Genomic DNA, 25,609 nt, shown 5'->3' with positions numbered 1-25,609 from the left:
GGGAGCGGCTCTGGCAACCGGAGCTAGTGGAGCTTCCTCGCGTCCCGCGGCTGCGGCTTCCGCCTCGGCTAGACGCTCCGCGACTCCCAGACGCAGGTCCTCACCAACCCGCTCTAGCTCAGTGGCCGCAGCTGCTGGCGGCCCTTCTACGGCGGCCGCCACATCGGCGGCCACCTCCGCGATCGGCTCCGCCTTCGGCGTCGGCGCCCTGCGCTCCTTCGAGGTGATCGAGGCCAACGGTCTCGGCGAGGGCTCCGGCCGGGTGGTCAAGGTCCGGGCGGTGGGCTCCGGAGGCACCGCCGAGGCCACCGGCGACCAGGCCCGCACCAAACTCGGACTGAAGTCCGACTGGTTCTCGGTCAAAGGCCAGAAAAGCATGCCCAAAATCGTCAAACCACAGGTGGGACCGAACGTCCCGGGGGCGGGCGGACTGTCGGACCTGCTCGATCTCAGCCCGCTCACCGCGCTGCTCAGCGGGTCGGCCCCGGATCTGAGCTCGCTGGGGCTGTCGGAGCTGTCCACCTACACCGGGCAGATCACGCCGATGATCGAGCAGCTGATCGATATCGGTACGCGGGCGCTGGCCGCCAAGCAGACCCGGGTCCACGCCACCCCGGTGGTCAGCGACAACAGTCAGGGCTCCACCGGCACGGTGGCCGCCCCGGAACTGCTGCTCGACGGCAAGGGCCTGCCCGGACTGGCCCAGATCATCGAGAACGGGATGATCTACTTCAGCCCGGCCACCGGAGCCCACGTCCTGCTCGGCGACGCGCTGACCGACTTCCTCGACCGCGGTGGCGTGGCCGCGCTGGGCTTCCCGCGCGCCGACGCCGGACGCTGACCCGTTCCACCGATCACGGCGCCGGCGCCCGCCGCGCGCCGTGATCGGCCTCTCGGATCGGGCCGACCGCCGCCAGCCTTGTCAAACCCTCAGCTTTGGTCCGATACCCTCGACAACCGTGACCGATAACAGTGCCAGTAGTAGTGCGGCCGGAACGCAGGCGCCCGGCGCCGTCGATCTGATCGTCGTCGGCTCCGGTTTCTTCGGGCTGACAGTGGCCGAGCAGGCCGCGAGCCGGCTGGGCAAGCGGGTGCTCGTCGTCGAACGGCGCAGTCATCTCGGCGGCAACGCCTATTCCGAGGCCGAACCCGAGACCGGCATCGAGATCCACAAGTACGGGGCCCACCTGTTCCACACTTCCAACGAGCGCGTGTGGGAGTACGTCAACCAGTTCACCGACTTCACCGGCTATCAGCACCGCGTCTTCGCCATGCACGACGGCCAGGCCTACCAGTTCCCGATGGGATTGGGCCTGGTCAGCCAGTTCTTCGGCCGGTACTTCAGCCCGGACGAGGCGCGCGCACTGATCGCGGAGCAGGCCAGCGAGATCGACACCGACCAGGCCCGCAACTTCGAGGAGAAGGCGATCAGCCTGGTGGGCCGCCCGCTCTACGAGGCCTTCATCAAGCACTACACCGCCAAGCAGTGGGAGACCGACCCCACCAACCTGCCGGCGTCCAACATCACCCGGCTGCCGGTGCGCTACACCTTCGACAACCGGTACTTCAACGACACCCACGAGGGACTGCCCGTCGAGGGGTACACCGCGTGGCTCGAGAACATGGCGGCCGACGAGCGCATCGAGGTGCGGCTGAACACCGACTGGTTCGATGTGCGCGACGACCTGCGGGCGGCCAGTCCGGACGCCCCGGTGGTCTACACCGGGCCCCTGGACCGCTACTTCGACTATCAGGCGGGCCGGCTGGGCTGGCGCACCCTCGACTTCGAGACCGAGGTGCTGCCCACCGGCGACTTCCAGGGCACCCCGGTGATGAACTACAACGACGCCGACGTCCCGTACACGCGGATCCACGAGTTCCGGCACTTCCACCCCGAGCGCACCGGGTACCCGTCGGACAAGACGGTCATCATGCGCGAGTACGGCCGCTTCGCCGGCGACGACGACGAGCCGTACTACCCGATCAACACCCCGGACGATCGCGCCATGCTCGCGGCCTACCGGGAGCTGGCCAAGGCCGAGACCGCCGAGCGCAAGGTGCTCTTCGGCGGCCGCCTGGGCACCTACCAGTACCTCGACATGCACATGGCGATCGCCAGTGCCCTGACCATGTTCGACAACACGCTGGCGCCGCACCTGCGAGACGGTGCGCCGCTGGCGTCGGGAGCGGAGTAGATGAGTAACCCCGACGGCAACCGCCCGGACAGTGCAGCGGTCTCGCTGCTGCAGCGCGTCATCTTCCCGCGGGCCGGTGAACCGCTCGACGTGCGGTCGCTGTACCTGGTGGAGGACGACCGCAACGAGTCGCGAGCGCATGCCCTCGGCCGCACCGGAGTGCACCTCGGCGACGAGTCGCAGGTGAGCTTCTGCACATACTTCAACGCCTTCGCCGCCGCCTACTGGCGGCGCTGGACTGTGCTCGACACGGTGGTGCTGCGGGTGGAGATCAGCGGCGCCGCCGGCACCGCCCCGGCCCGGGTGGACCTGTACCGCTCCAAGATCGACGGCTCGCGCATCGCGATCGGCGGCGATCTGGTCTCCGTCGGCGACGACGGTCGCGGCGTCTTCGAGTTCCAGACCGATCTGGGCCCGTTCGAGGACGGCGGCTGGATCTGGTTCGACGTGACCACCGACGCCGCCACCGAGATCACTGCCGCCGGCTGGTACGCCACCGTCGAGCCGGAGCACGGCTCGCCGAATGTGACGGTGGGCATCCCCACCTTCAACCGGCCGGCCGATGCCGTCGCCGCGCTGTCCGCGCTCACCTCCGATCCGCTGGTCGACGCCGTCGTCGACGCGGTGCTGATGCCCGACCAGGGCACCCGGAAGGTGGTCGACGAGGCCGGTTACGCCGAGGCGGCCGCCGCCCTCGGCGACCGGCTGCGCATCTTCGACCAGGGCAACCTCGGCGGTTCCGGCGGCTACTCGCGCATCATGTACGAGGCGCTGCGGCTCACCGACAGCCCGTACATCCTGTACATGGACGACGACATCATGATCGAGCCCGACTCGATCCTGCGGGCGCTGGCCATGTCCCGGTTCGCCAAGACCCCGATGCTGGTCGGCGGCCAGATGCTCAACCTGCAGGACCGCAGCCATCTGCACTGCATGGGCGAGGTGATCGACCGGCACAAGTTCATGTGGACCGCGGCGCCCTTCGTCGAGTACGACCACAACTTCGCCAAGTACCCGCTCAGCGACCGCGAGCACTCCAAGAACCTGCACCGGCGCATCGACGTCGAGGGCAACGGCTGGTGGATGTGCATGATCCCGCGGGAATGCGCGCAGACCATCGGACTGCCGATGCCGCTGTTCATCAAGTGGGACGACTGGGAGTTCGCCCTGCGCGCCGGCAAGGCGGGCTATCCGACGGTCACCGTGCCCGGCATCGCCATCTGGCACATGGCCTGGAGCGACAAAGACGATGCCATCGACTGGCAGGCGTACTTCCACCTGCGCAACCGGCTGGTGGTGGCCTCGCTGCACACCGACGGGCCGATCGACGGCATCCTCACCTCGATGACCAAGGCGACGGCCAAGCACCTGCTGTGCCTGGAGTACTCGACGGTGGCCATCCAGAACGAGGCCATGCGGGACTTCCTGGCCGGACCGCACCACATCCGGGAGATCCTGCCGACCGCACTGGGCAAGGTCGCCGGCATCCGCAAGGAGTACCCGGACGCCGTGGTGCTGCCGTCGGCCACCGAACTGCCGCGTACCACCGGTGAGGCCACCGCGCTGGGCGTGAACGAGCCGCGCGGCACGCTGGGCAAGGTCAAGGCGCTGGCCGCGGCCGTGCGCAACAATCTGCGGCCCGCCGACCCCCGGCATCACGAGGTGCCGCAGGCCAACTATCCGCCGGTCGAGGCGCGCTGGTACTCGCTCGGCCGGGTCGACGGCGTCACCGTCACCACCGCCGACGGGCGTGGCGTGGTCTATCGGCAGCGCGATCGGGAGAAGATGATCGCACTGGGCAAGGAATCGATCCGGCTGCAGCGTCAGCTGCGGGAGCGGTTCGACGAGATGCGCGGGCAGTATCGCGACGCACACGAGGAACTGGTGAGCAAGGAGAGCTGGGCGCATGTCTTCGGAATCGACTGACCTCCCGGCGGCCGCCCCGACCGGGGAAGCCGCCGCACTGGTCGCGATCCAGTCGGCGCTGGCCGACCGGCCGGGCGTCCTCGCGGGCGCCCGCGGACTCTCGCACTTCGGTGAGCATTCGCTCGGCTGGCTGGGGCTGGCCGCGGCCGGGGCCGTGCTCGCCGCCCGCCGCGGCGACGACGATGCCCGCCGCCGGTACGTCGAGGCCGGCATCGGCGCCTTCGGGGCGCACGCCGCCTCGGTGGTGATCAAGCGGGTGGTGCGCCGCCGCCGTCCGGACCATCCGGCGATCCGGGTGGGTGTGGGCACGCCGTCCAAGCTGAGCTTCCCGTCGAGCCACGCCACCTCGACCACGGCGGCGGCGCTGCTGCTGGGCCGGGCGGCGGGTCTGCCGCCCGCGGCGCTGCCCGCGGTTCTGGTTCCACCGATGCTGGTGTCCCGGCTGGTGCTGGGCGTCCATTACCCTTCCGATGTAGCGGCGGGGGCGTTGATCGGGGCTGCGAGCGCTGCCGCACTGGTGGCCGCAGACCAGATCTACACCGACAAGATCCACCCCGGGCGGCCTGCGCCGTCCGCATCGAATGAGTGAGGAAGCCCAGATGAGCGAGGAGCCGATCGACGACGCCGCCGGCCCGCCCAAGAACCTGGTGACCGGTCTGATCAAGGCCGTCCGTCCGCGCCAGTGGGTGAAGAACGTACTGGTGCTGGCCGCTCCCGTGGTGGCAGGCAGCACCGACACCCTCACCGACGGCCACAAGATGGGCATGGTCGGCATCGCCTTCGTGGTCTTCTGTCTGGCCGCATCGTCGATCTATCTGATCAACGACGCGCTCGACGTGGAGGCCGACCGGGCGCATCCCACCAAGCGTTTCCGGCCGATCGCGGCCGGCGTGGTGCCGCAGAGCCTGGCCTATGTGCTGGCCGTGATCCTGATGGCCGCCGCGGTGGGGCTCTCGTTCATCGCCAACTGGCAGCTGGCGCTGGTGATCGGCATCTACCTGGCGATCCAGCTGGCCTACTGCTTCGGTCTCAAACACCAGGCGGTGCTCGACATCTGCATCGTCTCCTCGGGCTTTCTGCTCCGGGCGATCGCCGGTGGTGTGGCCGCCGACATCGTGCTGTCCAAGTGGTTCCTGCTGGTGATGGCCTTCGGTTCGCTGTTCATGGCGGCCGGCAAGCGCTACGCCGAACTGCAGCTGGCCACCTCGACCGGCGCCAAGATCCGCAAGTCGCTGGAGTACTACACGCCCACCTACCTGCGGTTCGTGTGGACCCTGGCGGCCACCGCGGTGGTGCTCTGCTACGGCCTGTGGGCGTTCGACACCCAGGGCGACCCGGCGATGCACGACGACAACGTCTTCTACGCCCTCTCGGTGGTCCCGTTCACCATCGCGATCCTGCGCTATGCGGTGGACGTCGACGGCGCCAACGCCGGCGAGCCGGAGGAGATCGCCCTGGGCGACCGTGTCCTGCAGTTCCTCGCCCTGGCCTGGCTGATCCTGGTCGGTATCGCCGTCTATGGCTGATCATCTGTTCACCGAGGACCCCGGCGCCGACTCCGGCGCCGGGGACTCTGCGCAGCCGCGCTCCGGCCGGCACGCCGCCCGCGGGGCGGCCGACGACGCCTCCGAGCATCCGCAGGGCCTCGCCGACGGCACCGCCGGCGAGCCGGACCCGGGCTCCGGTGCAACGTCGCCGGACGGCGCCGGGCATCGGGCCGGGGCGACCGGCGGACCGCGCCGCTGGGTGCCGGCGGTCAGCTGGGCGATCAGCGCGATCACCGTCTCGGTCTTCTTCGCCATCGGTGCGTGGCAGCGGCGCTGGATCGCCGACGACGGGCTGATCGTGCTGCGTACCCTGCGCAATCTGCTGGCCGGGAACGGCCCGGTCTTCAACGCCGGCGAGCGGGTGGAGGCCAATACCTCCACCGCCTGGACCTACCTGCTCTGGTTCTGGGCGTGGGTGACCGGCGGACAGCTCGAATACGTGGCGCTGTGGGTGGCGCTGGTGCTGTCGGTGGCGGCGATTCCGCTGGCCATGTACGGCACCGCGCGGCTCTACGGCGGCTGGCGCAACATCGGCGGCGGGATCACGCTGCTGCTGCCGCTGGGTGCGGTCATCTACATCGCTCTGCCGCCGGCCCGCGACTTCGCCACCAGCGGCCTGGAGAACGGGCTGGTGATCTTCTGGATCGCCGGACTCTGGTGCCTGTTCCTGGCCTGGGCCAGGCGAGAACCCGGCCGCACCGACTGGCGGGCCCGGTCGGCTTTCCTCGCACTGGGCTTCGTGGCCGGGCTGGCGCCGCTGATCCGTCCGGAGATCACGATCTTCGGCGGGCTGGTGCTCCTGGTGCTCTTCCTGGCCCCGGTCGGCTGGTGGATGCGGCTGGCGCTGGTGGTCACCGCGGCGGTGGTGCCGGTGGGCTATCAGATCTTCCGGATGGGCTACTACGCGGTGCTGGTGCCCAATCCGGCCATCGCCAAGGACGCCAGCGGTTCCAAGTGGAGCCAGGGCTGGACCTACCTGACCAATCTGTTCGGGCCGTACACGCTGCTGCTGCCGGTGATCCTGGCGATCGTGGTGGGCATCGCACTGGCGCTGAGCCGCCCGCCCGGGGCCACCCCGGAGGAGATCGACCCGCATGATCCGTCGGCCGATGACGCCGCGGACGTGATCGACGATGTGCTCGACGACGTGGACCGGCCGCTGGTGACCCGGTGGAAGGACTTCAGCTCCCGGCTGCAGCAGCGGTCCACCGTGGTCGTCGTGACGCTGCTGGCCGGTGTGCTGCTGACGCTGTACTGGATCCGGCAGGGCGGCGACTTCATGCACGGCCGGGTGCTGCTGGCCCCGCTGTTCATCCTGCTGCTGCCGGTGATGGTGGTGCCGGCCACGCTGCCCGCCCACGCCCGCAGCGCCTTCGGCCGGCGTCAGCTGGTGGCCGGGGTGCTCACGGTGCTGGCCGTCGCGGGCACCGCGTGGTGGGGTGCGGTCGCCTCGTCGAACGTGCTGTCCGCGTCGCCGATGGACATCGGCCGCAACGGCATCGTCGACGAGCGGCGCTTCTACGTGGCGAACATGGCCAACGAGAACCCGGTCACCGCCGAGGACTATCTCGACTATCCGCGGATGCGCGCGATGGTGGCCAAGATCGACGAGTTGCGCGAGAGCGGCGGCATCATCCTGCCGTCGGGCAACTACGACGAGTGGTATGTGGCCGAACTGGGCACGCGCGGGCAGAAGGACCGGAAGACCACCGTGTACTTCCTGAATCTGGGCATGACGAGTATGAACGCCCCGCTCGACGTGCGGGTGGTGGACCAGATGGGCCTGGCCTATCCGCTCGCCGCGCACACCGAGCGTCTGGTGGACGGCCGGATCGGTCACGACAAGAACCTGCCCACCGAATGGGTGGTCGCCGAATCCGGCGGGGTGGTCGGCGGCCGGGGCCTGCCCGGCTACCTCGACGGCTACACGGTCAGAGAGGCCTACGTCGCCCTGACCTGCCCGCAGACCCAGGACCGGTTCGAGTCGTACAAGGACACCTGGTCGTTCGCCCGGTTCAAGAGCAACCTGCGGCGCTCGGCCGAGTTCAACAGCTACCGGATCGCCCGCATCCCGGAGTACGAGCTCGCGCGCTGCGGACTGACGCCGCCGGTGGTGCGCGGCGAGCGCTGACCGGCGCGGCAGCGGCCGGCATCGGGGGTGTCGGCCGACCGGGGGGATCGGGTGGTACGGGTTTGGTGTCGTTTGTCTCGGAACGGTAACGTCCTGCGCGAAGTCCTCGATACAGGGGCGACGGTGATCAGCCCGGACCGGGATTGAAAACTGGAAAATCGAAAAATGCCAGCAACGACACTGTGACGACGCTCACACTGTGACAGGTGCCGGGGTGGTCTCGGCTACGCTTCCACGGGAGCTGGTTGTGACATGTGTTGTCTGATGACACTGAGTGACATCAAAGAGGGTGGTGTTGCGGGAGAGTCTCCCGCCACGCCGAGACGAGAATCTTCAGGAGAGTGAACAGTCGATGCGCGCAAGTACACGCACCTCGCGTACCGGGAGGCGGGCCGTTGCCGCACTGGTGGCTGTGCTGACGGTGATGGGACTGGTCAGCACTGCGGTGGGCACCGGCGGCGCCGAAGCGGCCACCCGGTACACGATGTGGATCAACGCCTGCGGCATGCCCACCAACGGCGCCTTCGGCAACAAGCCGATGACGCCCGGCATGGTGAAGGTGAACTACTGGCACCGCAGCGGCAACACCCGCACCGTGGTGATGCTCGACGGTATGCGCGCCCAGTACGACCGCAGCGGCTGGGAGATCAACACCAACGTCTCGCGGATGGCCAACAGCGGCGTGAACGTGGTCATGCCGGTCGGCGGACCGGCCAGCTTCTACACCAACTGGGATGCGCCGTCGAACTTCAACGGCCAGAAGAAGCGCTACATGTGGGACTGTGTGATCAACCAGAAGCTGATCTCCAAGCTCCGCTCCGGCGACCGCGGCCGCCACTTCGCCACCAAGGGCGGCAAGTTCGCCATCATGGGTATCTCCTCCGGCGGTAACGCGGCCCTCGTCTCGGCGGCCCACAACCGCAGCAAGTACTACGCCGCGGGCTCGCTCTCGGGCTACAACTTCCTCTCGGCTCCCGGTATGCGCACCGCGCTGCGCCTGGCCATGCTCGACGTGGCGCCGCAGCCGTGGAACGTCGACTCCATGTGGGGTCCGCCGTGGAGCCCGCGCTGGACGCAGAACGATCCGTTCATGAACATCAACCGGATGCACGGCCTCAAGCTCTACATCGGCTCGGGCAACGGCCTGTTCGGCAAGCACAACAACCCGGCCAACGTGATCGACGACCTGTTCAAGGGCACGCCCCTGGAGCTGCTGGCCTTCACCCAGGCCAAGGCGTTCGAGGTGGGTGCGATCGCGCAGGGTCTGCATCCGATGACCTTCTACGCCAACGGCACCCACGCCTGGGGCTACTGGCAGGACATGGTCTGGAACGCCAAGGCTCGTGGCTTCTTCCGCTAGGAGGCGGCCGGCGGCTATGAAACATTAGTCACACAATTCACATGCGCCACAGCGTGGCGTGCGGACATCGGGACGCTCCGCGTGTAAGAACACACGTGGAGCGTCCCGTTTCGTCTATGCGTGGGCGTGCAGGAACCCGTCGGGGACGCAGGTGAAGGAGCAATCAGGTGACGGTGAGGACGACCATGGGCCGCAGCGCCCGGGCGCGGGCGGCGCAACGATCGATCACGGCCGTCGCGGTCTCGGCGGCGCTGGTGATTCCGGCGACCGTGCCGGCCGCCTACGCCGATCCGGCGCCCAAGCCCGGCGCCACCACGCAGAAGTCGGCGCCCAAGAAGACCAAGAACGCGCCCAAGCGCAGCAAGACCGCCGAGAAGCCCGCCGCACGGGCCACCCCCGGCCGGGTCACCAAGACCTTCTGGTACTCGAGCCACCGCGTGGCGCTGTGGGTGTACTCGCCGGCGATGAACACCGAGATCCAGGTGCAGCTGCTGCTGGCCCGCGACTGGTTCGCCAAGCCGCAGGAGAAGTTCCCGCAGCTGCTCACCCTCGACGGGCTGCGCGCGCAGGACGATCAGAGCGGCTGGATCCTCAACACCGGGATCGAGAAGTTCTACCAGGACAAGAACGTCAACGTGGTGCTGCCGGTGGGCGGCGAGTCCAGCTTCTACACCGACTGGAAAGAACCGGACAACGGTAAGAACTACAAGTGGGAGACGTTCCTGACCAAGGAGCTGCCGCCGGTCCTCGAGGGCGACTGGCGCTCGACCGACGTGCGCGGTGTGCAGGGGCTGTCCATGGGCGGCTCGGCGGCGATGATGCTGGCCTCGCGCAACCCGGGCTTCTACAAGTTCGCCGCCTCCTACTCGGGCATCCTGCAGATGTCCTCGTACGGCATGCCGCAGGCGGTCCAGTTCGCGCTGCGCGACGGCGGCGGCTACGACTCGATGAAGATGTTCGGTCCGCCCAGCGATCCGGCCTGGAAGGAGCACGACCCGTACCTGCTGGCCGACAAGCTCCGCGGCACCAGTCTGTACATCTCCTCCGGCAACGGCATGGTGGGCCCGCACGACAAGCCCAGCGACATCCCGATGCTCGCCACCAACTACTCCGGCGTCGGCCTGGAGGTGATCTCCCGGACCACCAGCCAGCAGTTCGCGGCCAAGCTGGCCAAGGAGGGGATCCCGGCGCAGGCCGTCTACCGGCCCTCGGGTACCCACACCTGGCCGTACTGGGAGTTCGAGATGCAGCAGGCCTGGCCGCAGGCGGCCAGCGCCCTGGGCCTCTCGGGCGACAAGGTGGCCTGCAAGGTGGGCAAGGCCTTCGCCAAGGCCCCGCAGGTCCGCAGGCTCGGCGGCTGCCTCACCGGCCAGTACGCCGTGCCCGGCGGGCAGGCGCAGGACTTCCGCGACGGTCGCATCTTCACCGGACCCGACGGCCCCAAGGTGGTCGGCGGGGCGATCGGCGGCGCCTATGTGCCGGCCTTCGGAAAGCTCGGCCTGCCGACCAGCGACGAGAAGACCACCAAGGACGGCAAGGTCAAGTTCAACACCTTCGAGCGCGGCAAGATCACCTGGACGCCGACCGGCGGTGCCCGGGTGGAGGCCAAATAGCGGCCCATCGCTGAGAGTCATCTGAGGATCTGCCGTGTTTACGCAGGTGAAGACCCTTGCCGACGCGGGATCGCCGCGGCGGGCAGGTAGCCTCGAAGCCATGAGCAAGCTCTTTCGTGCCGCGCTGACGGTCGGCTTCGCGCTGGTCGGCGTGGTCGCCGTCGCCGCCTGCGGCGACTCGTCGACGGCCACCGCGCCGCTGACCCAGGACGTCACCACCCGGCAGATGTCCTCGGAGGACTCCTCGTCCTCGTCGGCGGCCGCCGAGGCGTCCAGCCAGGCCGAGGAGGCCGCGTCCAAGGCCACCAGCACGCTGCCGGCCACCAAACCGGACTCGAGCACCAAGGTCCCGGGCAACTTTCCGGGCGGCGGCGGTGGGGGCGCGGCGCAGCTGACCGACAAGGAGCAGGCCTACCTCGCCGCGCTCAAGCAGCAGAAGGTGGCCTTCATGGGCGACGACGACGGCTCGGTGTCGCTGAGCATGGGGCACTACGTCTGCGATGCGCAGGCCAAGAAGGTGGATCCGATGCTGATCAAGGTCACCGTCCGCGCCGGTATCGGCCCAATGACCGACAATGAGGACCAGGCCAACGCCAAGGCGGACAAGCTGATCGCCACGGCCGACCAGAAACTCTGCTGAGCTGGTGAGCCGCCGAGTCAAGATCGCCCTGTTCCTGGGGCTCCTGTCGCTGATCGCGCTGGTCCTGGTGATCATTCTGGTGATCGTGCTGCTGCCGTCGCCGCCCAAGTCGCCGTCGCCCGGGCCGGGCGGCGGCAGCACCTCGCCGTCCACCGAGCGTCCGCAGGCGCAGCCGGCCGACTGCCCGGACGTGCTGGTGCTGTCGGTGCCGGGCACCTGGGAGTCCAAGGCGTCCGACGATCCGTACAACCCGACCGCCAACCGCAAGTCGCTGATGCTTCGGGTCACCTCGGAGCTGCAGCAACGCTTCGACCGCTCCCGGGCGGAGGTCTACACGGTGCCCTACGTGGCGCAGTTCCGGAACCCGACCGTGCTCACCGATCGGCAGCGCACCTACGACGACTCCCGTGCGCAGGGCCTCAAACGCGCCCGGGCCAAGGTCCGCAAGACCAATGAGCACTGCCCGCTGACGACCTACGTGCTGATGGGCTTCTCCCAGGGCGCGGTGATCGTGGGCGATCTGGCCAGCGACATCGGCAACGGCCGCGGCCCGCTCTCGGCCCAGGACCAGGATCTGGTGCTCGGCGTGGGCCTGATCGCCGACGGCCGCCGCCGTTCCGGCGAGCAGCACGATCTGGGCAGCCCCGCCGGGGTCGGCGCGGAGATCTCGCTCGGCGGAATCGGCTCGCTGGTCGGCGGCATCACGATGACCGGTTCGCGGACGGGCGGCTTCGGTGAACTCGAGGACCGCACCTATTCGATCTGCGCCGGCGGCGACCTCATCTGCCGGGCGCCGACGGTGAACAATCCGCTCACCGCGGTGAGCGAGCTGCTCGGGGCGATCAACAATCCGGTCCACGCGATGTACGCCACCACCAAGTACTGGAGCCGCAACGGCGCCAGCGCCACCGAGTGGATGTACGGCTGGGCGGCGGATCTGATCGAGAACGCCCCGCATCCGGCACACAGCTGACGGCACGGCCTTCCAGATCCGTGCCGACCGGCTCCGCGGGTCTTTTGAGCTCGGCTCACCTGCTGCGTTAACCTTTTCGTGACATACACGGGCAGCCTGCTGTCCACCATGTGTACGACAGTGCAAGGAGTGCAGTCCGTGACCCCACCTCAGAGCCCCGACGCGGGGCCGGCAGCGTCGGCCACCCACACCGCCGAAGGTCTGCGGAAGTTCCGTTTCGGTGCCGGCGGCGAGGGCAACAAGGACGAGGGCGGAGCCCGCAAATTCGTCGCACTGGCCCAGACCGCCGAAGAGTACGGCTATGACACCTTCGCGGTGCCCGACCACCTCGGCAACCAGGTGGGCCCGCTGGCGGCGCTCGGCGCACTGTCGCAGGCCACCAGCCGTATCCGGCTGGCCACTTCGGTGCTCGCGAACGGTTTCCGGCATCCGGCCATCCTGGCCAAGGAGGCCACCACCATCGACGTGCTCTCCAAGGGCCGGCTCGAACTGGGCATCGGCTCGGGCTGGATGAAGGAGGAGTTCGACAAGGCCGGACTCGAGTTCGGCACCCCCGGCGAGCGGATCCGCCGGCTCGACGAGGCGCTGACCATCCTCGACCGGCTGATGCGCGGCGAGACCCTCGACTTCGCCGGCGAGTTCTATCAGATCAACGGCCTCGAGGGCACGCCCCGCCCGCGTCAGGGCCCTCGGCCGCCGATCGCCGTCGGCGGCGGTGGCCCGAAGATGCTGGCGCTGGCGGCCAAACACGCCGACATCATCTCGGTGGCCACCGGCACCACCAAGGAGGGCAAACTGCGGCTGTCGGACATGACCATCGAGAAGACCGTCGAGCGGGTGGACCGGATCCGCGAGGCCGCCGGCGACCGCTTCGACCAGATCGAACTGAACTGGACCATCGCGACCATCGTCGTCACCGACGACCGCGAGGCCACCGCTGACATGGCGCTCAAGGCGCTGGCCCAGGGCTATCCGCCGAACATCGCTCAGGACGTGGAGCTGACGGTCGAGGACATCCTGTCCTCGCCGTATCTGGCCTTCGGCAGTTTCGAGGAGATCGCCGAGCAGATCCGCGAGGTGCGCCGCCGCACCACCATGAGCTACATCGGGGTGTTCCCGACGCAGATGGACGCCTTTGCGCCCGTCATTCCGCTTCTGCGGGAGTAGTAGAATCAGCGACGGTTTTGTGCGCCCGGCAGTTGAGGAGAGTGTCTGCCGGTATTGGACAGGGTGCGGCCGGTCTTTCGACGGGGCGAGTGCGACCGCCGCCACGAGTGTGAATGAGAACCCGCGCGGCGCGCGGGACAGGAGTTTGTAAATGCTGAAAACGGAGTTCGAGGAATTCCTCGACGAGTCGGGCAACCTCGCGATCACCGAGGATGCGACCCTCGTCGACTACGTCGAACGGAACGTCCGGGAGCAGGCCGACACGCTGGCCTACCGGTTCATCGACTACAGCCGTGAACGCGACGGCGAGCGACTGGACCTGACCTGGGCGCAGTTCGGCAAGCGGCTCAAGGCCGTCGCCGCCCGCCTCCAGCAGATCACCAAACCCGGCGATCGCGTGGCCATCCTGGCCCCGCAGTCGCTCGAGTACGTCATCGGCTTCTTCGCCTCGCTGTACGCCAGCAATATCGCCGTACCGCTGTTCAGCCCGGACGAGCCCGGTCACACCGACCGGCTCACCGCGGTTCTCGCCGACTGCGAGCCGGCCGCCATCCTCACCTCCACCAAGTCCGCCGAGGCCGTCCGCGACTTCTTCTCCGGCCGGCCCGCCAAAGACCGTCCGCGGGTCATCGCCGTCGACGCCGTTCCCGACTCGGTCGGCAGCTCCTGGGTGCCGCCGGTGGCCGGCACCGATCACAACCGCGACACCGTGGCCTATCTGCAGTACACCTCCGGATCCACCCGCATCCCGGCCGGTGTGGAGATCACCTACGAGGCGGTGGCCGCGAACTGTCTGCAGATCTACGACTGCATCGAGATCGACCGGAACGCCCGCGGCGTCACCTGGCTGCCGATGTTCCACGACATGGGTCTGCTCACGGTGATCCTGCCCGCCCTCGGCGGCCGCTACGTCACCATCATGAGCCCGGCCGCCTTCGTGCGGCGCCCCGGACGCTGGATCCGGGAACTGGCCGCCGACGACGACAACGCCCCCACCTACGCCGCCGCCCCGAACTTCGCCTACGAGCACGCCGCCGCCCGCGGTCTGCCGCAGGCCGGCGAGGAGCTCGACCTGTCCAATGTGATCGGCCTGATCAACGGCTCCGAGCCGGTGACCGTCTCGTCGATGCGCAAGTTCAACGAGGCCTTCGAGCCGTACGGGCTCTCGCCCAAGGCGATCAAGCCCTGCTACGGCATGGCCGAGGCCACCCTGTTCGTCTCCGCCACCCAGCGCGACAACGCCGCCCGGATCGACTACGTCGACCGGGACAAGCTGAACCAGGGCGAGTTCGTGCCGGTCGACGAGAACACCGAGGGTGCGGTCGCCCAGGTCTCCTGCGGCCAGGTCGCGCTGTCCGAATGGGCCGTGATCGTCGACCACGAGACCGCCACCGAACTGCCCGACGGCCGGGTCGGCGAGATCTGGCTGCACGGCATCAACATCGGCAAGGGCTACTGGAACAAGGACGACGAGACCAAGGACACCTTCCACAACGTCCTGACCAACCCGCTCCCGGAGGGCAGCCACTCGGCCGGCACGGCGCCGGACGCCCAGTGGATGCGCACCGGCGACTACGGCGTCTTCTACGAGGGCGAGCTCTACATCACCGGCCGGGTCAAGGACCTGGTGATCGTCGACGGCCGCAACCACTACCCGCAGGACCTCGAGGCCAGCGCCCAGGAGGCCAGCAGCAACCTGCGCCCCGGCTTCGTGGCGGCCTTCGCGGTGCCGGCCAACGAACTGCCCGCCGCGGTCTTCGAGGGGGGGTTCTCCGGCCTCAGCCCCGACCCCGAGGATGCCTCCGAGCAGCTGGTGATCGTCGCCGAGCGCGGCCCCGGCCGCAAGGCCGATCCGGCCGAGATCGCCGACGCAGTGCGGGCGGCCATCGCCGGCCGGCACGGCGTGATGGTGCGGGATCTGCTGCTGGTTCCGGCCGGTTCCATTCCGCGCACCTCCAGCGGCAAGATCGCGCGGCGGGCCACCCGGACCGCGTACATCGACGGCACGCTGCGCGGCGGCTACAAGCAGAACGCCTTCCCGGACGCCGGCGAGTAGCCGACGGCGGACCGACAGTTGAAGCCACACGCTTCCGGCCCGGTATGACCCCCGCGGACATACCGGGCCGGAGCGTACAAACAACAACAGCAGCGCACGAAGAACAACAGCGCACGAAGAACAACAGCGCACGAAGAACAACACTGCCGATAAGTAGGCTGGTAAGCGATGTCTGACACTGAGAACAACGAGGCGCAGGTCCCCGCGGCCGACGCCGACGGCACGATCGGCCACACCCCCGACACCGGCGCCCCCGGCACCAGCGCCACCGAGGCCGACGCACCCGACACCGAAGCCCCCGGCACCGGCACCGGCAGCGACGGCGAGACCGCCGGCGGACTGACCGTCGAGGAGCTGCGCGACTGGCTGCGGGCCTGGGTGAGCCGCACCACCGGCCTGCCGGAGGACCAGATCTCCGACGACCGGCCGATGGAGGAGTTCGGGCTGGCGTCGCGCGACGCGGTGGCGCTGGCCGCCGACGTCGAAGACCGGACCGGGGTGATTCTCACCGCCACCGCCGCCTACAACCATCCGACGATCGCCATGCTGGCCAAGCGCATCATCGAGGGCGATCCGGACGAGGGGCTCGCCGCCGACGCCGACCGGTTCTGGGAGCGGGAGCGCTCCGCCGACGACGACATCGCCATCGTCGGCCTCGCCACCCGTTTCCCCAAGGCCGGGTACACCCCCGAATCCACCTGGCAGGCGCTGATCGACGGGGTGGACGGCATCACCGATCTACCTGCGGACCGGTGGACGGAGTTCACCTCCGATCCGCGGATCGCCGAGCGCATCGCCGAGGGCAACGTCCACGGCGGCTACCTCGACGACGTGACCGGCTTCGACGCCGACTTCTTCCAGATGAGCCCGCGTGAAGTGGAGATGGTCGACCCGCAGCAGCGGCTGGCCCTCGAACTGGCCTGGGAGGCGCTCGAGAACGCGCACATCCCGGCCAGCGACCTGCGCGGCGGCCCCGTCGGCGTCTTCATGGGCACCTCCACGAACGACTACCAGATGCTCGCCACCCTGGGCCTTGGCGAGGGCGCCGCCGAGACCGCGGCCTATGCGCTGACCGGTACCTCGACCTCCATCGTCGCCAACCGCGTCTCCTACTTCTACGACTTCCGCGGTCCGTCCGTCGCGCTCGACACCGCATGCTCGTCGTCGCTTGTGGCCGTGCATCAGGCGGTGCGCAGCCTGCGCAGCGGCGAATCCGAGGTCGCGCTGGCCGGCGGCGTCAACATGATCGTCACCCCCGCGGTGACCCTGGGCTTCGACTCGATCGGCGCGCAGGCGCCGGACGGGCGGATCAAGGCCTTCTCCTCCGACGCCGACGGCATGATCCGCGCCGAGGGCGGCGGTGTCTTCGTGCTCAAGCGTCTCGCCGACGCCCGCCGCGACGGCGATCAGGTGCTGGCCGTGGTGGCCGGTTCGGCGGTCAACTCCGACGGCCGGTCCAACGGCATCTTCGCCCCCAACCCGGAGGCGCAGGTCGGCGTGCTGCGCGATGCCTATGCCGATGCCGCCGTCGATCCGCGCACCGTGGACTACGTGGAGGCGCACGGCACGGGCACCGTCCTGGGCGATCCGATCGAGGCCGATGCGCTCGGCCGCGTCGTGGGCCGCGGACGCACCCCCGACGCCCCGCTGCTGCTGGGCTCGGCGAAGACCAACTACGGCCACATGGAGGCCGCGGCCGGAGCCGGTGCGCTGGCCAAGGTGGTGCTCTCCCTGACCCACGGGCAGATCCCGGCCTCGCTCAACTACGCCGGACCCAACCCGTACATCCAGTTCGAGGCCACCAACCTCAAGGTGAACACCGAGAACAGCGACTGGCCGCGATACTCCGGCCACGCTCTGGCCGGCATCTCCGGGTTCGGTTTCGGCGGCACCAACGCGCATGTCGTGGTCCGCGAGGTCCTTCCCGAGGATCTCGTCGAGGCGCCCGCCGGTGCCGGCGAGGCCGGCGGCGCACTGCCGGAGTCCGCGGACCTGCCCGCCGATGCCGACGACGACGAGGACTACCTGACCGAGGCCGAACGGGCCGTGCTGGCGGCGCAGGCCGCTACGCCGGCGCCCGCCGAGCCGGCCGCGCAGGACGATCCCGCCGCCGGCTTCGCCCCGTGCGCGGTCGAGGGCGCCGTGGTCCCGCTGGTGGTCTCCGGCTTCCTGGCCTCGCGTCGCCGCAAGGCCGCCGCCGACCTGGCCGACTGGCTCGACAGCCCCGAGGGCCGGGCCGCCGACCTGGTGGAGATCGGGCGCACCCTGGCCCGGCGCAACCACGGCCGCACCCGCAGCGTGGTGATGGCCCGCAGCCACGACGATGCGGTCAAGGGCATGCGCGCCGTGGCCGACGGCAAGGCGCTGCCCTTCGTCTACACCGCCGACTCCCCGGACGCCGCCTCCGCGGTCTGGCTGCTCAGCGGCTTCGGCTCGCAGCACCGCAAGATGGCCAAGCAGCTCTACACCGAGAACCCCGTCTTCGCCGGCCGCGTCGACGCCGTCGACGAGTACGTCCAGGCCGAGCTCGGCTACTCGATCGCCGAGCTGTTCCTCGACGACGAGCAGACCTACGGTATCGAGACCAGCCAGGTGGGGATCTACACCATCCAGGTGGCGCTGGCCGACACCCTGCGGCACTACGGCGCCGAGCCGGGTGTGCTGGTGCCGCATTCGATGGGCGAGGCCTCGGCGGCCTACATCAGCGGCGGCCTGTCCCTCGAGGATGCGACCCGGGTCATCTGCCAGCGCTCGCGCCTGATGGCCGAGGGCGAGTCCTCGCTCACCGGTGACGACATCCGGCTGATGGCGCTGGTCGAGTACAGTGCCGAGGACATCACCGCCGTGCTCACCGACTACCCGGACCTGGAGATCTGCGTCTACGCGGCACCCACCCACACGGTGATCGGCGGGCCGGAACCACAGGTGGACGCGATCGTCGCCCGCGCCGAGGCCGAGGGCAAACTCGGCCGGAAGCTGCAGACCAAGGGCGCCAGCCACACCTCGCAGGTCGAGCCGATCCTCGGCGAACTGTCCTACGAGCTGACCGGAATCGCCCCTCAGCCGCTGGCCCACCCGATCTACAGCTCCGTCGACCGCGAGGAGTTCTACCGGGCCGGCAGCACCGTGCACACGGTGGAGTACTTCCTCAAGGGCCTGCGGCACAGCGTCTGGTTCTCCCAGGCCGTCGCCAAGACGGTGGAGAACGGGCATCGCACCTTCATCGAGCTGGCGCCCAACCCGGCCGTCCTGATCTCGGTGGCCGCGGTCACCTTCGGGGCCGGGGTGCACAACGCCGAACTCATCGAGACCCTGCGCCGCAAGGAGGACGAGAGCTACGGTCTGGTCAACGCGCTGATGAAGCTGTGGGTGCACGGTCATCCGGTGAACGTGGGCTCGCTCTTCGGCACCGGACAGGACCTGCCTTACGCGCCGGTGCCGCGGACCCGGTTCGAGCGCAAGCCGTACTGGCTCACCGCCGCCGTCTCCAGTTCGGCCGGCGTCGCCGCCGTCCCGGGCGCCCATGTGGCGCTGCCCGACGGCCGGCACGTCTTCGGCGTCGCGGTGAGTGCGGTGACCGATCCGACGCAGCTGGTGCTGGCCGCCGCCCGGGAGGTGCTCGGCGATCCCGTCGTCGCGGCCACCGAGGCCGTCGCCGAGTTCCCGCGCGACGGGCAGCTCACCACCACGCTGACCCGGCATCCGGGCGGCGCGGCGGTGACCGTGCACGCCGACGCCGACCACGGGCATGCGCTGCTCTTCGAGGCCGCCGTCACCGGTAGCTGGGGCGATCGCCCCGCCGCGACGGCAGCCGCGGCTGCTCCAGTCGCAGCCGCCGCGGAGACCCCGATCGTTGCCACCGAGGGCACCTCGTCGCTGGTCGTCGAGGACGAGATCGTCGACGACATCGGCAACACCTGGGATCCGGCGTCCGGCGAGTCCGTGGGCGACCGGCTCGCCCTGATCGTCGGCGAATCGATGGGCTACGACCCGGAGGACCTGCCGCGTGAGGTGCCGCTGATCGAACTCGGCCTGGACTCGCTGATGGCGGTGCGCATCAAGAACCGCGTCGAGTACGAGTTCGACATCCCGCAGCTGCAGCTGCAGGCCATGCGCCAGGCCAATCTGGCCGATGTGGAGAAGTTCGTGGCCTTCGCGGTGACCCACCGCGATCAGCTCGACGAGCTGTCGGCGACTACGGCCGGCGAGGGCGAGCTCGACACCGCCGCGCTCAACGCCTACATCGACGACCAGCTGGCCAAGGATGCCGCCGCGGCCCCGGCCGAACCGGCGGTCGCCGAGACCGCGGCACCGGCTGCGACAGAGACCGAGGCGGAGACCGCGCCACCGGCACCGACCGCACCGGAACCGGCCGCACAGCCCGCCGACCGGCCGGCTCCGGAGGCCGCGGCCGCACCCGCCGACATCACCGATCAGAAGGCCGTCGCCGACGCGGCCGGATCCGACGTCCCGCCCCGCGATGCGGCCGAACGCCTCACCTTCGGTGTCTACGCCAAGGTCACCGGTACTTCGGCGGGCGGCATCTTCAACAAGCTGCCGGTGCTCACCGAGGAGGTCGCGCAGGAGCTCACCGACCGCCTGAACGAGCGGACCGGCGGCGACATCGACGTCGAGGACGTCCTCGACTCGGAGACCATCGAGGAGATGTCGGGCTATGTGCGCGAGCACCTGGACTCCGGCGCCGACACCGACGGCTTCGTCCGCTTCCTGCGGCTGGTGCCCGAGGGCCGGAAGGTCTACGACACCAGCGCCGGGGACCCGTCGCCGATCCTGATCTTCCATCCGGCCGGCGGCAACACCACCTCCTACGAGGCGCTGCTCAAGCGGCTCCCCGAGCAGGTCCCGGTGATCGGCTTCGACCGTGGCGTGGAGGGCTCCATCGAGGAGCGGGTGCGCGACTACGTGCCCCGGCTCAAGGAGATCCAGCCGCACGGACCCTACGTCCTGGTGGGCTGGTCGTTCGGCGGCGCGCTGGCCTACGGCGTCGCGCAGGTGCTGCGTGAGCAGGGCGACGAGGTGGCCTTCGTCGGCCTGATCGACGTGGTCCGGCCGCGGGCGGACATGATCGAGACCCCCGACACCAAGCGCGAGCGCCTGGAGCGGTGGAAGAACTTCGCCGTACGCAACTACGACCTCGACGAGGACATCCCCATCCCGATGGACCGGCTGGTCGAGGCCGACGACGAGGGCCAGTTCCAGATCATCATGGAGATGATGTCGATGAGCTCGACCAAGATCCCGGGCGGGATCATCGAGCACCAGCGGACCTCGTTCATCGAGAACCGCATCCTCGACCAGATCCAGCCGCAGCCCTACGAGGGCAAGGTGGTGCTCTACCGCGCCGATCGGATGCACGACGGCGCCATCGAGCTCGAACCCAAGTGGGCCGAGATCGACGAGGACGGCCGGTGGGGCGAGGTGGTCGACGACCTGGAGATCCTGCACATCGGCGGCGATCACCTGTCCATCGTCGACGAGCCCTACGTGGCCAAGGTGGGCGCCGACCTGGGCCGGCGGATGCTCGATGTGAACGCGTCGGCGAAGTGACGGTGCACGCCGGCGAGACGGTCGGGAAGTGGAAGGAACTGCGATGACAGACACGACGGCGGCCAAACTCGCCGACCTGCGCGAGAAGCTGGAGCTCGCCAAGGAGCCGGGCGGCGAGAAGGCGATCGCCAAGCGTGCCGCGAAGGGCATCTGCTCCCCGCGCGAACGGCTGCGGATGCTGTTCGATCCGGGCACCTTCGTCGAGATCGGCGCCCTGGCCAAGACCCCGGGGGCCGGGCACACCGGCTACGGCGACGGCGTGGTGACCGGGCACGGCTTGGTTCACGGGCGCCCGGTGGCGGCCTTCAGCCACGACCAGACCGTGATGGGCGGCACCGTGGGCGAGATGTTCGGCCGCAAGGTGGCCGCGCTGATGGAGTGGGCCGGCAAGATCGGCTGCCCCATGGTGGGCATCAACGATTCGGCCGGCGCCCGCATCCAGGACGCGGTCACCTCACTGGCCTGGTACGCCGAGATGGGCCGCCGCAACGATCTGCTCTCGGGTCTGGCCCCGCAGGTGTCGGTGATCCTGGGCAAGTGTGCCGGCGGCGCCGTCTACACCCCGGCCAACACCGACATCCTGGTCGCGGTGGAGGACAAGAGCTACATGTTCGTCACCGGGCCGGACGTGATCAAGCAGACCACCGGCGAGGAGATCTCCGCCGACGATCTGGGCAGCGCCCACAATCAGGCACGGTGGGGCAACATCCACCACGTGGCCGCCGACGAGCAGGCCGCCTTCGACTGGGTGCGCGAATACCTCCAGTACATGCCGTCGAGTGCGCATGAGGAGCCGCCGGTGATCAATCCCGGACTGGAGCCGGAGATCACCGAATCGGATCTGTCGCTCAACAGCTTCATGCCCGACAACGACAACGCCGGCTACGACATGCACGACATCCTGGTCCGGCTGTTCGACGACGGCGCCTTCCACGAGGTGGGCGAACTCTTCGCACCCAACCTGATCACCGGCTACGCCCGCGTGGACGGGCGCAGCGTGGGCGTGGTGGCCAACCAGCCGTCGGTGATGGCCGGCATCCTCGACACCGACTCCTCGGAGAAGGGCACCCGCTTCGTGAGGACCTGCAACGCCTACAACATTCCGCTGATCTTCCTGGTGGACACCCCGGGCATCCTGCCCGGCCTGGTGGAGGAGCAGAAGGGCACCATCCGGCGCTCGGGCAAGTTCCTGTACGCCTACGTCGAAGCCGACGTCCCCAAGATCACGGTGGTGCTGCGCAAGGCCTACGGCGGCGCCTACGCGGTGATGGGCTCCAAGCAGCTCGGCGCCGACATCAACTTCGCCTGGCCGTCGGCCAAGATCGCGGTGATGGGCGCCGAGTCGGCGGCCGCGGTTCTCACCCGCAAGCAGACCGAGGGACTCTCGGCGGCCGCCGCGGACAAGGTGCGCCAGGACTTCATCAAGTTCTACGACGCGATGATGGCCACCCCGTACCTGGCCGCCGAACGCGGCTACATCGACGCGGTGATCGAGCCCGCACAGACGCGGCTGCAGCTGCGCAAGGCGCTGGCGCAGCTGCGCGACAAGCAGGTACTGCGCACCCAGCGCAAGCACTACCTGATGCCGATCTGACGGCGATCCCGAGCCGACTGCCCGGGCCGCCCGCCCACCGGTGGGCGGCCCGGTGCATCCGGGGGCTCAGACGGTGTGGCCGACGAGCAGGCCGATCGCGTAGGTGACCGCCATCGCCAGCGCCCCGCCGATCACCACCCGGGCCGTCGGCCGCCACGGCGAGGCGCCGCCGAGCAGTGCCCCGGTGGTGCCGGTGATCGCCAGCGCGATCAGCACGGTGACCACCGCGACCGGGATCCGCCAGTGCGCCGGCGGGAGCAGAATGCCCAGCAGCGGCAGCAGCGCCCCGACGGTGAACGAGACCGCCGACGAGCCGGCCGCCTGCCAGGGGCTGGTCAGCTCGTCCGGGTCGAGCTTCAATTCCGCTTCGGCGTGCGCCGCGAGCGCATCGTGGGCGGTGAGCTCCCGGGCCACCTGATGGGCGGTGTCCGGGCGCAGCCCCTTCTCCTCGTACAGTCCGGCGAGTTCGGCGAGTTCGGCCTCCGGGTCGTCGCGCAGTTCACCCTTCTCCTTGGCCAGCAGGGCCCGTTCGGAGTCGCGCTGGGTGCTCACCGAGACGTACTCGCCCAGCGCCATCGAGACCGCCCCGGCGGCCAGCGCGGCGATACCCGCGGTGAAGATCGGCTCGCGTGCGGTGGTCGCGGCGGCGACACCCACCACCACGCCGGCGGTGGACACGATGCCGTCGTTGGCGCCGAGCACCCCGGCCCGCAGCCAGTTCAGCCGGCCCGCGAAGCCGTCGACGTGCGGCTCGTCGGGATGGGCGTGCGGGTTCTCGGCCACCGGATCGGTCACCCGCTCCATCTTGCCGGACCCGTCCGACGGTGCACAAGCAAGGGTTGCCGACGCTTCCCCGCCCGCCGACGGGTTCAGAGATCTCCGGGCAGTTTGTCGGGCCGCAGACCGCGCCAGGACGGGTGGCGCAGGTGGCCGGTGGACGTCCAGTCCAGGAAGCGCACCTCGGCCACCAGCGTCGGCAGAACCCAGACGGCGCCGCTCGCCACCGGGCGGTCGAGCCGATCGGTGAACGGGCAGGCGCGGATGCGCAGCGGCTGGAGCCGGGCGAGCAGGTCGGCCGCCTGCCGCCGGCTGAAGCCGGTGCCCACCCGGCCCACATAGCGCAGACCGTCCGCCTCCGGCAGGCCCAGCAGCAGCGACCCCAGCTCCGCGTCGTCCCCGCGGCCGGGCCGGTAGCCGCCGATCACCACCTCGACATCGTTCCAGTTCTTCTGCTTGCGCCAGTCCGGGCTGCGCCGGCCCGGCCGGTAGGGCGCGCTGCGCCGTTTGGCCACCACCCCCTCCCAGCCGAGTCGCCGGGCGGTGGCCATCGCCTCGGCGCCGTCGCCGTCGACCAGCTCCGGCACCACGATCACCGCCGATCCGTCGAGCAGCCCGGACAGCCCCTCGAGGACGGTGCGGCGCTGCTCCCACGGCCGGCTGCTCAGGTCGCTGCCGTCGAGCCACAGCACGTCGAACAGCCGCAGCTCGATCCGGGGCTCCTCGGCGTCCCGGTGCCGCGCGGCCAGGAGCGCGAAGTCCGTCCGTCCGGCGGCGTTGACCGCCACCAGTTCGCCGTCGAGCACCACATCGTGCCCGGACAGCAGTCCGGCGAGCTCCGCGAGCTCGGGATGATCGGCGGTCAGGTCCAGCCCCGACCGCGACTGCACCCGCAGCCGTCCTCCGGAGACCCGCACGATCACCCGGTAGCCGTCCCACTTGCCCTCGAACGCCCAGTCCTGCGCCGCAAGCTCCTCGATCGGCTCGTCGACGGCCAGCATCGGCCGGACCGGGCCCGCCACCACGGTCGACGGTGCCGGGACCGCCGGTGCCGGCGGTGCGGAGGAGTGCAGCGGCCGGCTGCGCGTGGAGCGCTCCCGGCGGTACCGGCCCAGATCGATCACCTCCCCGCCGTCGCCGAGCGCCGGCGCCGGTGCGGGTGCCGGGTCCAGTCCGGCCAGCAGATCCCCGTCCGCGGCGAATCGCTCGGCCACCTCCGAATACAGCAGCTGCCGCAGGTCCGGCTCGCTCAGCTCCGACCAGGTGCGCGGCGCCGCCGCCCACGGCCGGTCGCGGCCGCGCAGCGAATACGGGCACAGGGTGGTCTTGGCCGGATTGTTCTGCGACCAGTCGATGAACACCTTCCCGGTGCGGCCGGATCGGCTCATCGCGGCGGTGATCTCGCCGGGAGCCTGGGCGGCCAGGTCGAGCGCGACCTGCTTGGCCACCGCCGCCGCCGAGGTCGCCTTCACCGGTGCGGGCAGTGCGGCGTAGACGTGGATGCCGTTGCCGCCGCTGGTGACCGGGTACGCGCTCAGCCCCGTCGCCGCCAGCACCTCCCGGATGGTCAGCGCCACCTGGGCGCATTGGGTCAGCGGCACGTCCATACCCGGGTCCAGGTCGAAGACGATCCTGTCGGTGCGCCGCGCCCCCTCTTCCGCGAGCGCGATCCGCCACTGCGGCACATGCAGTTCCAAGGCTGCGAGCTGACCGAGCCACACCAGATCGGCCCGGCTGCGGGCCACCGGATACGCTTTGGACTCGCCGCGATGCTCGATGGTGAACCGGGCGATCCACTCCGGGGCGCCGGCGGGCAGGGCCTTCTCGAAGAACGCCGCCGAGCCGGTGCCCGCCGGCCAGCGCTTCCGGGTGATCGGCCTGTCGGTCAGGTGGGGGAGCAGGCCGTCCGCGACGGCCAGGAAGTACTCGATGACGTCGTACTTGCGGGTCTGGGTCTGCGGATACAGCACCCGGTCCAGGTGGGACACCGCGATCCGGTGCCCGTCGATGTCCAGATGCGAGCCGCCCATGCCCCGATTGTGCTCTTCGGTCCGTGTCCTCT

The 25,609-nt window shown here is 69.7% G+C and carries 16 protein-coding genes; 14 read left to right on the top strand and 2 right to left on the bottom strand.

The window, feature by feature from the left end:
• From ACJMNC_RS06410 to ACJMNC_RS06345, 14 genes are all read left to right on the top strand, one after another.
• Window positions 1-841, top strand: an 841-nt coding sequence (locus ACJMNC_RS06410) for an LGFP repeat-containing protein (RefSeq protein WP_408947115.1), incomplete at its 5' end; no start/stop codon positions are given.
• Between the two features lie 118 nt (window positions 842-959).
• Window positions 960-2,195, top strand: coding sequence for a UDP-galactopyranose mutase (gene glf, locus ACJMNC_RS06405; RefSeq protein WP_408947114.1), 1,236 nt, complete (start codon window positions 960-962; stop codon window positions 2,193-2,195).
• Complete coding sequence (locus ACJMNC_RS06400; protein ID WP_408947113.1) at window positions 2,196-4,121, top strand: glycosyltransferase; 1,926 nt, start codon at window positions 2,196-2,198, stop codon at window positions 4,119-4,121.
• Entirely contained in the window at window positions 4,102-4,710 is a 609-nt protein-coding gene (locus ACJMNC_RS06395) for a phosphatase PAP2 family protein (protein ID WP_408947112.1), read from the top strand. The genes ACJMNC_RS06400 and ACJMNC_RS06395 overlap by 20 nt, the downstream gene beginning before the upstream one ends.
• A gap of 10 nt (window positions 4,711-4,720) precedes the next feature.
• Window positions 4,721-5,647: a decaprenyl-phosphate phosphoribosyltransferase gene (locus ACJMNC_RS06390; RefSeq protein ID WP_408947111.1), complete on the top strand. Its 927-nt coding sequence runs from the start codon at window positions 4,721-4,723 to the stop codon at window positions 5,645-5,647.
• Window positions 5,640-7,799, top strand: coding sequence for a hypothetical protein (locus ACJMNC_RS06385; RefSeq protein WP_408947110.1), 2,160 nt, complete (start codon window positions 5,640-5,642; stop codon window positions 7,797-7,799). Before ACJMNC_RS06390 ends, ACJMNC_RS06385 begins: the two co-directional genes overlap by 8 nt.
• 352 nt (window positions 7,800-8,151) lie before the next feature.
• Window positions 8,152-9,159, top strand: a complete 1,008-nt coding sequence (locus tag ACJMNC_RS06380; RefSeq protein ID WP_408947109.1) for an alpha/beta hydrolase — start codon at window positions 8,152-8,154, stop codon at window positions 9,157-9,159.
• Window positions 9,160-9,326: 167 nt separating this feature from the next.
• Window positions 9,327-10,772, top strand: a complete 1,446-nt coding sequence (locus tag ACJMNC_RS06375) for an alpha/beta hydrolase-fold protein (protein ID WP_408947108.1) — start codon at window positions 9,327-9,329, stop codon at window positions 10,770-10,772.
• Window positions 10,773-10,872: 100 nt separating this feature from the next.
• Window positions 10,873-11,412, top strand: a complete 540-nt coding sequence (locus ACJMNC_RS06370) for a hypothetical protein (RefSeq protein WP_408947107.1) — start codon at window positions 10,873-10,875, stop codon at window positions 11,410-11,412.
• Between the two features lie 4 nt (window positions 11,413-11,416).
• Window positions 11,417-12,385 carry a cutinase family protein gene (locus ACJMNC_RS06365; RefSeq protein WP_408947106.1) on the top strand — a complete coding sequence of 323 codons (969 nt, stop codon included), beginning with the start codon at window positions 11,417-11,419 and terminating at the stop codon, window positions 12,383-12,385.
• A gap of 201 nt (window positions 12,386-12,586) precedes the next feature.
• Complete coding sequence (locus tag ACJMNC_RS06360; protein ID WP_408947205.1) at window positions 12,587-13,552, top strand: LLM class F420-dependent oxidoreductase; 966 nt, start codon at window positions 12,587-12,589, stop codon at window positions 13,550-13,552.
• 151 nt (window positions 13,553-13,703) lie between these two features.
• Entirely contained in the window at window positions 13,704-15,608 is a 1,905-nt protein-coding gene (fadD32, locus tag ACJMNC_RS06355) for a long-chain-fatty-acid--AMP ligase FadD32 (protein ID WP_408947105.1), read from the top strand.
• Window positions 15,609-15,776: 168 nt separating this feature from the next.
• The gene (pks13, locus tag ACJMNC_RS06350; RefSeq protein ID WP_408947104.1) at window positions 15,777-21,176 is read left to right on the top strand and encodes a polyketide synthase Pks13; all 5,400 of its coding nucleotides are present in this window, start codon (window positions 15,777-15,779) and stop codon (window positions 21,174-21,176) included.
• Between the two features lie 43 nt (window positions 21,177-21,219).
• Window positions 21,220-22,770, top strand: coding sequence for an acyl-CoA carboxylase subunit beta (locus tag ACJMNC_RS06345; protein WP_408947103.1), 1,551 nt, complete (start codon window positions 21,220-21,222; stop codon window positions 22,768-22,770).
• A 66-nt stretch (window positions 22,771-22,836) separates the two neighbouring features.
• On the opposite strand, the gene ACJMNC_RS06340 is transcribed toward ACJMNC_RS06345, so the two are convergent.
• Entirely contained in the window at window positions 22,837-23,574 is a 738-nt protein-coding gene (locus tag ACJMNC_RS06340; RefSeq protein WP_408947102.1) for a VIT family protein, read from the bottom strand.
• Window positions 23,575-23,639: 65 nt separating this feature from the next.
• On the bottom strand, window positions 23,640-25,577 hold the full coding sequence (ligD, locus tag ACJMNC_RS06335) for a non-homologous end-joining DNA ligase (RefSeq protein ID WP_408947101.1): 1,938 nt from the start codon (window positions 25,575-25,577) through the stop codon (window positions 23,640-23,642).
• Window positions 25,578-25,609: the final 32 nt, after the last annotated feature.

The organism is Gordonia sp. VNK21 (genome assembly GCF_046098115.1).
GTDB lineage: Bacteria > Actinomycetota > Actinomycetes > Mycobacteriales > Mycobacteriaceae > Gordonia.
This window is presented reverse-complemented; position numbering and strand designations above follow the sequence as displayed.

Excerpts from the sequence above, each read along its gene's own strand:
- fadD32 (WP_408947105.1), top strand. The coding sequence starts at position 13,704 with ATGCTGAAAACGGAGTTCGAGGAATTCCTCGACGAGTCGGGCAACCTC.
- ACJMNC_RS06345 (WP_408947103.1), top strand. The coding sequence starts at position 21,220 with ATGACAGACACGACGGCGGCCAAACTCGCCGACCTGCGCGAGAAGCTG.
- ACJMNC_RS06385 (WP_408947110.1), top strand. The coding sequence starts at position 5,640 with ATGGCTGATCATCTGTTCACCGAGGACCCCGGCGCCGACTCCGGCGCC.
- ACJMNC_RS06400 (WP_408947113.1), top strand. The coding sequence starts at position 2,196 with ATGAGTAACCCCGACGGCAACCGCCCGGACAGTGCAGCGGTCTCGCTG.
- ACJMNC_RS06370 (WP_408947107.1), top strand. The coding sequence starts at position 10,873 with ATGAGCAAGCTCTTTCGTGCCGCGCTGACGGTCGGCTTCGCGCTGGTC.
- ACJMNC_RS06395 (WP_408947112.1), top strand. The coding sequence starts at position 4,102 with ATGTCTTCGGAATCGACTGACCTCCCGGCGGCCGCCCCGACCGGGGAA.
- pks13 (WP_408947104.1), top strand. The coding sequence starts at position 15,777 with ATGTCTGACACTGAGAACAACGAGGCGCAGGTCCCCGCGGCCGACGCC.
- ACJMNC_RS06390 (WP_408947111.1), top strand. The coding sequence starts at position 4,721 with ATGAGCGAGGAGCCGATCGACGACGCCGCCGGCCCGCCCAAGAACCTG.
- ACJMNC_RS06380 (WP_408947109.1), top strand. The coding sequence starts at position 8,152 with ATGCGCGCAAGTACACGCACCTCGCGTACCGGGAGGCGGGCCGTTGCC.
- ACJMNC_RS06340 (WP_408947102.1), bottom strand. The coding sequence starts at position 23,574 with ATGGAGCGGGTGACCGATCCGGTGGCCGAGAACCCGCACGCCCATCCC.
- ligD (WP_408947101.1), bottom strand. The coding sequence starts at position 25,577 with ATGGGCGGCTCGCATCTGGACATCGACGGGCACCGGATCGCGGTGTCC.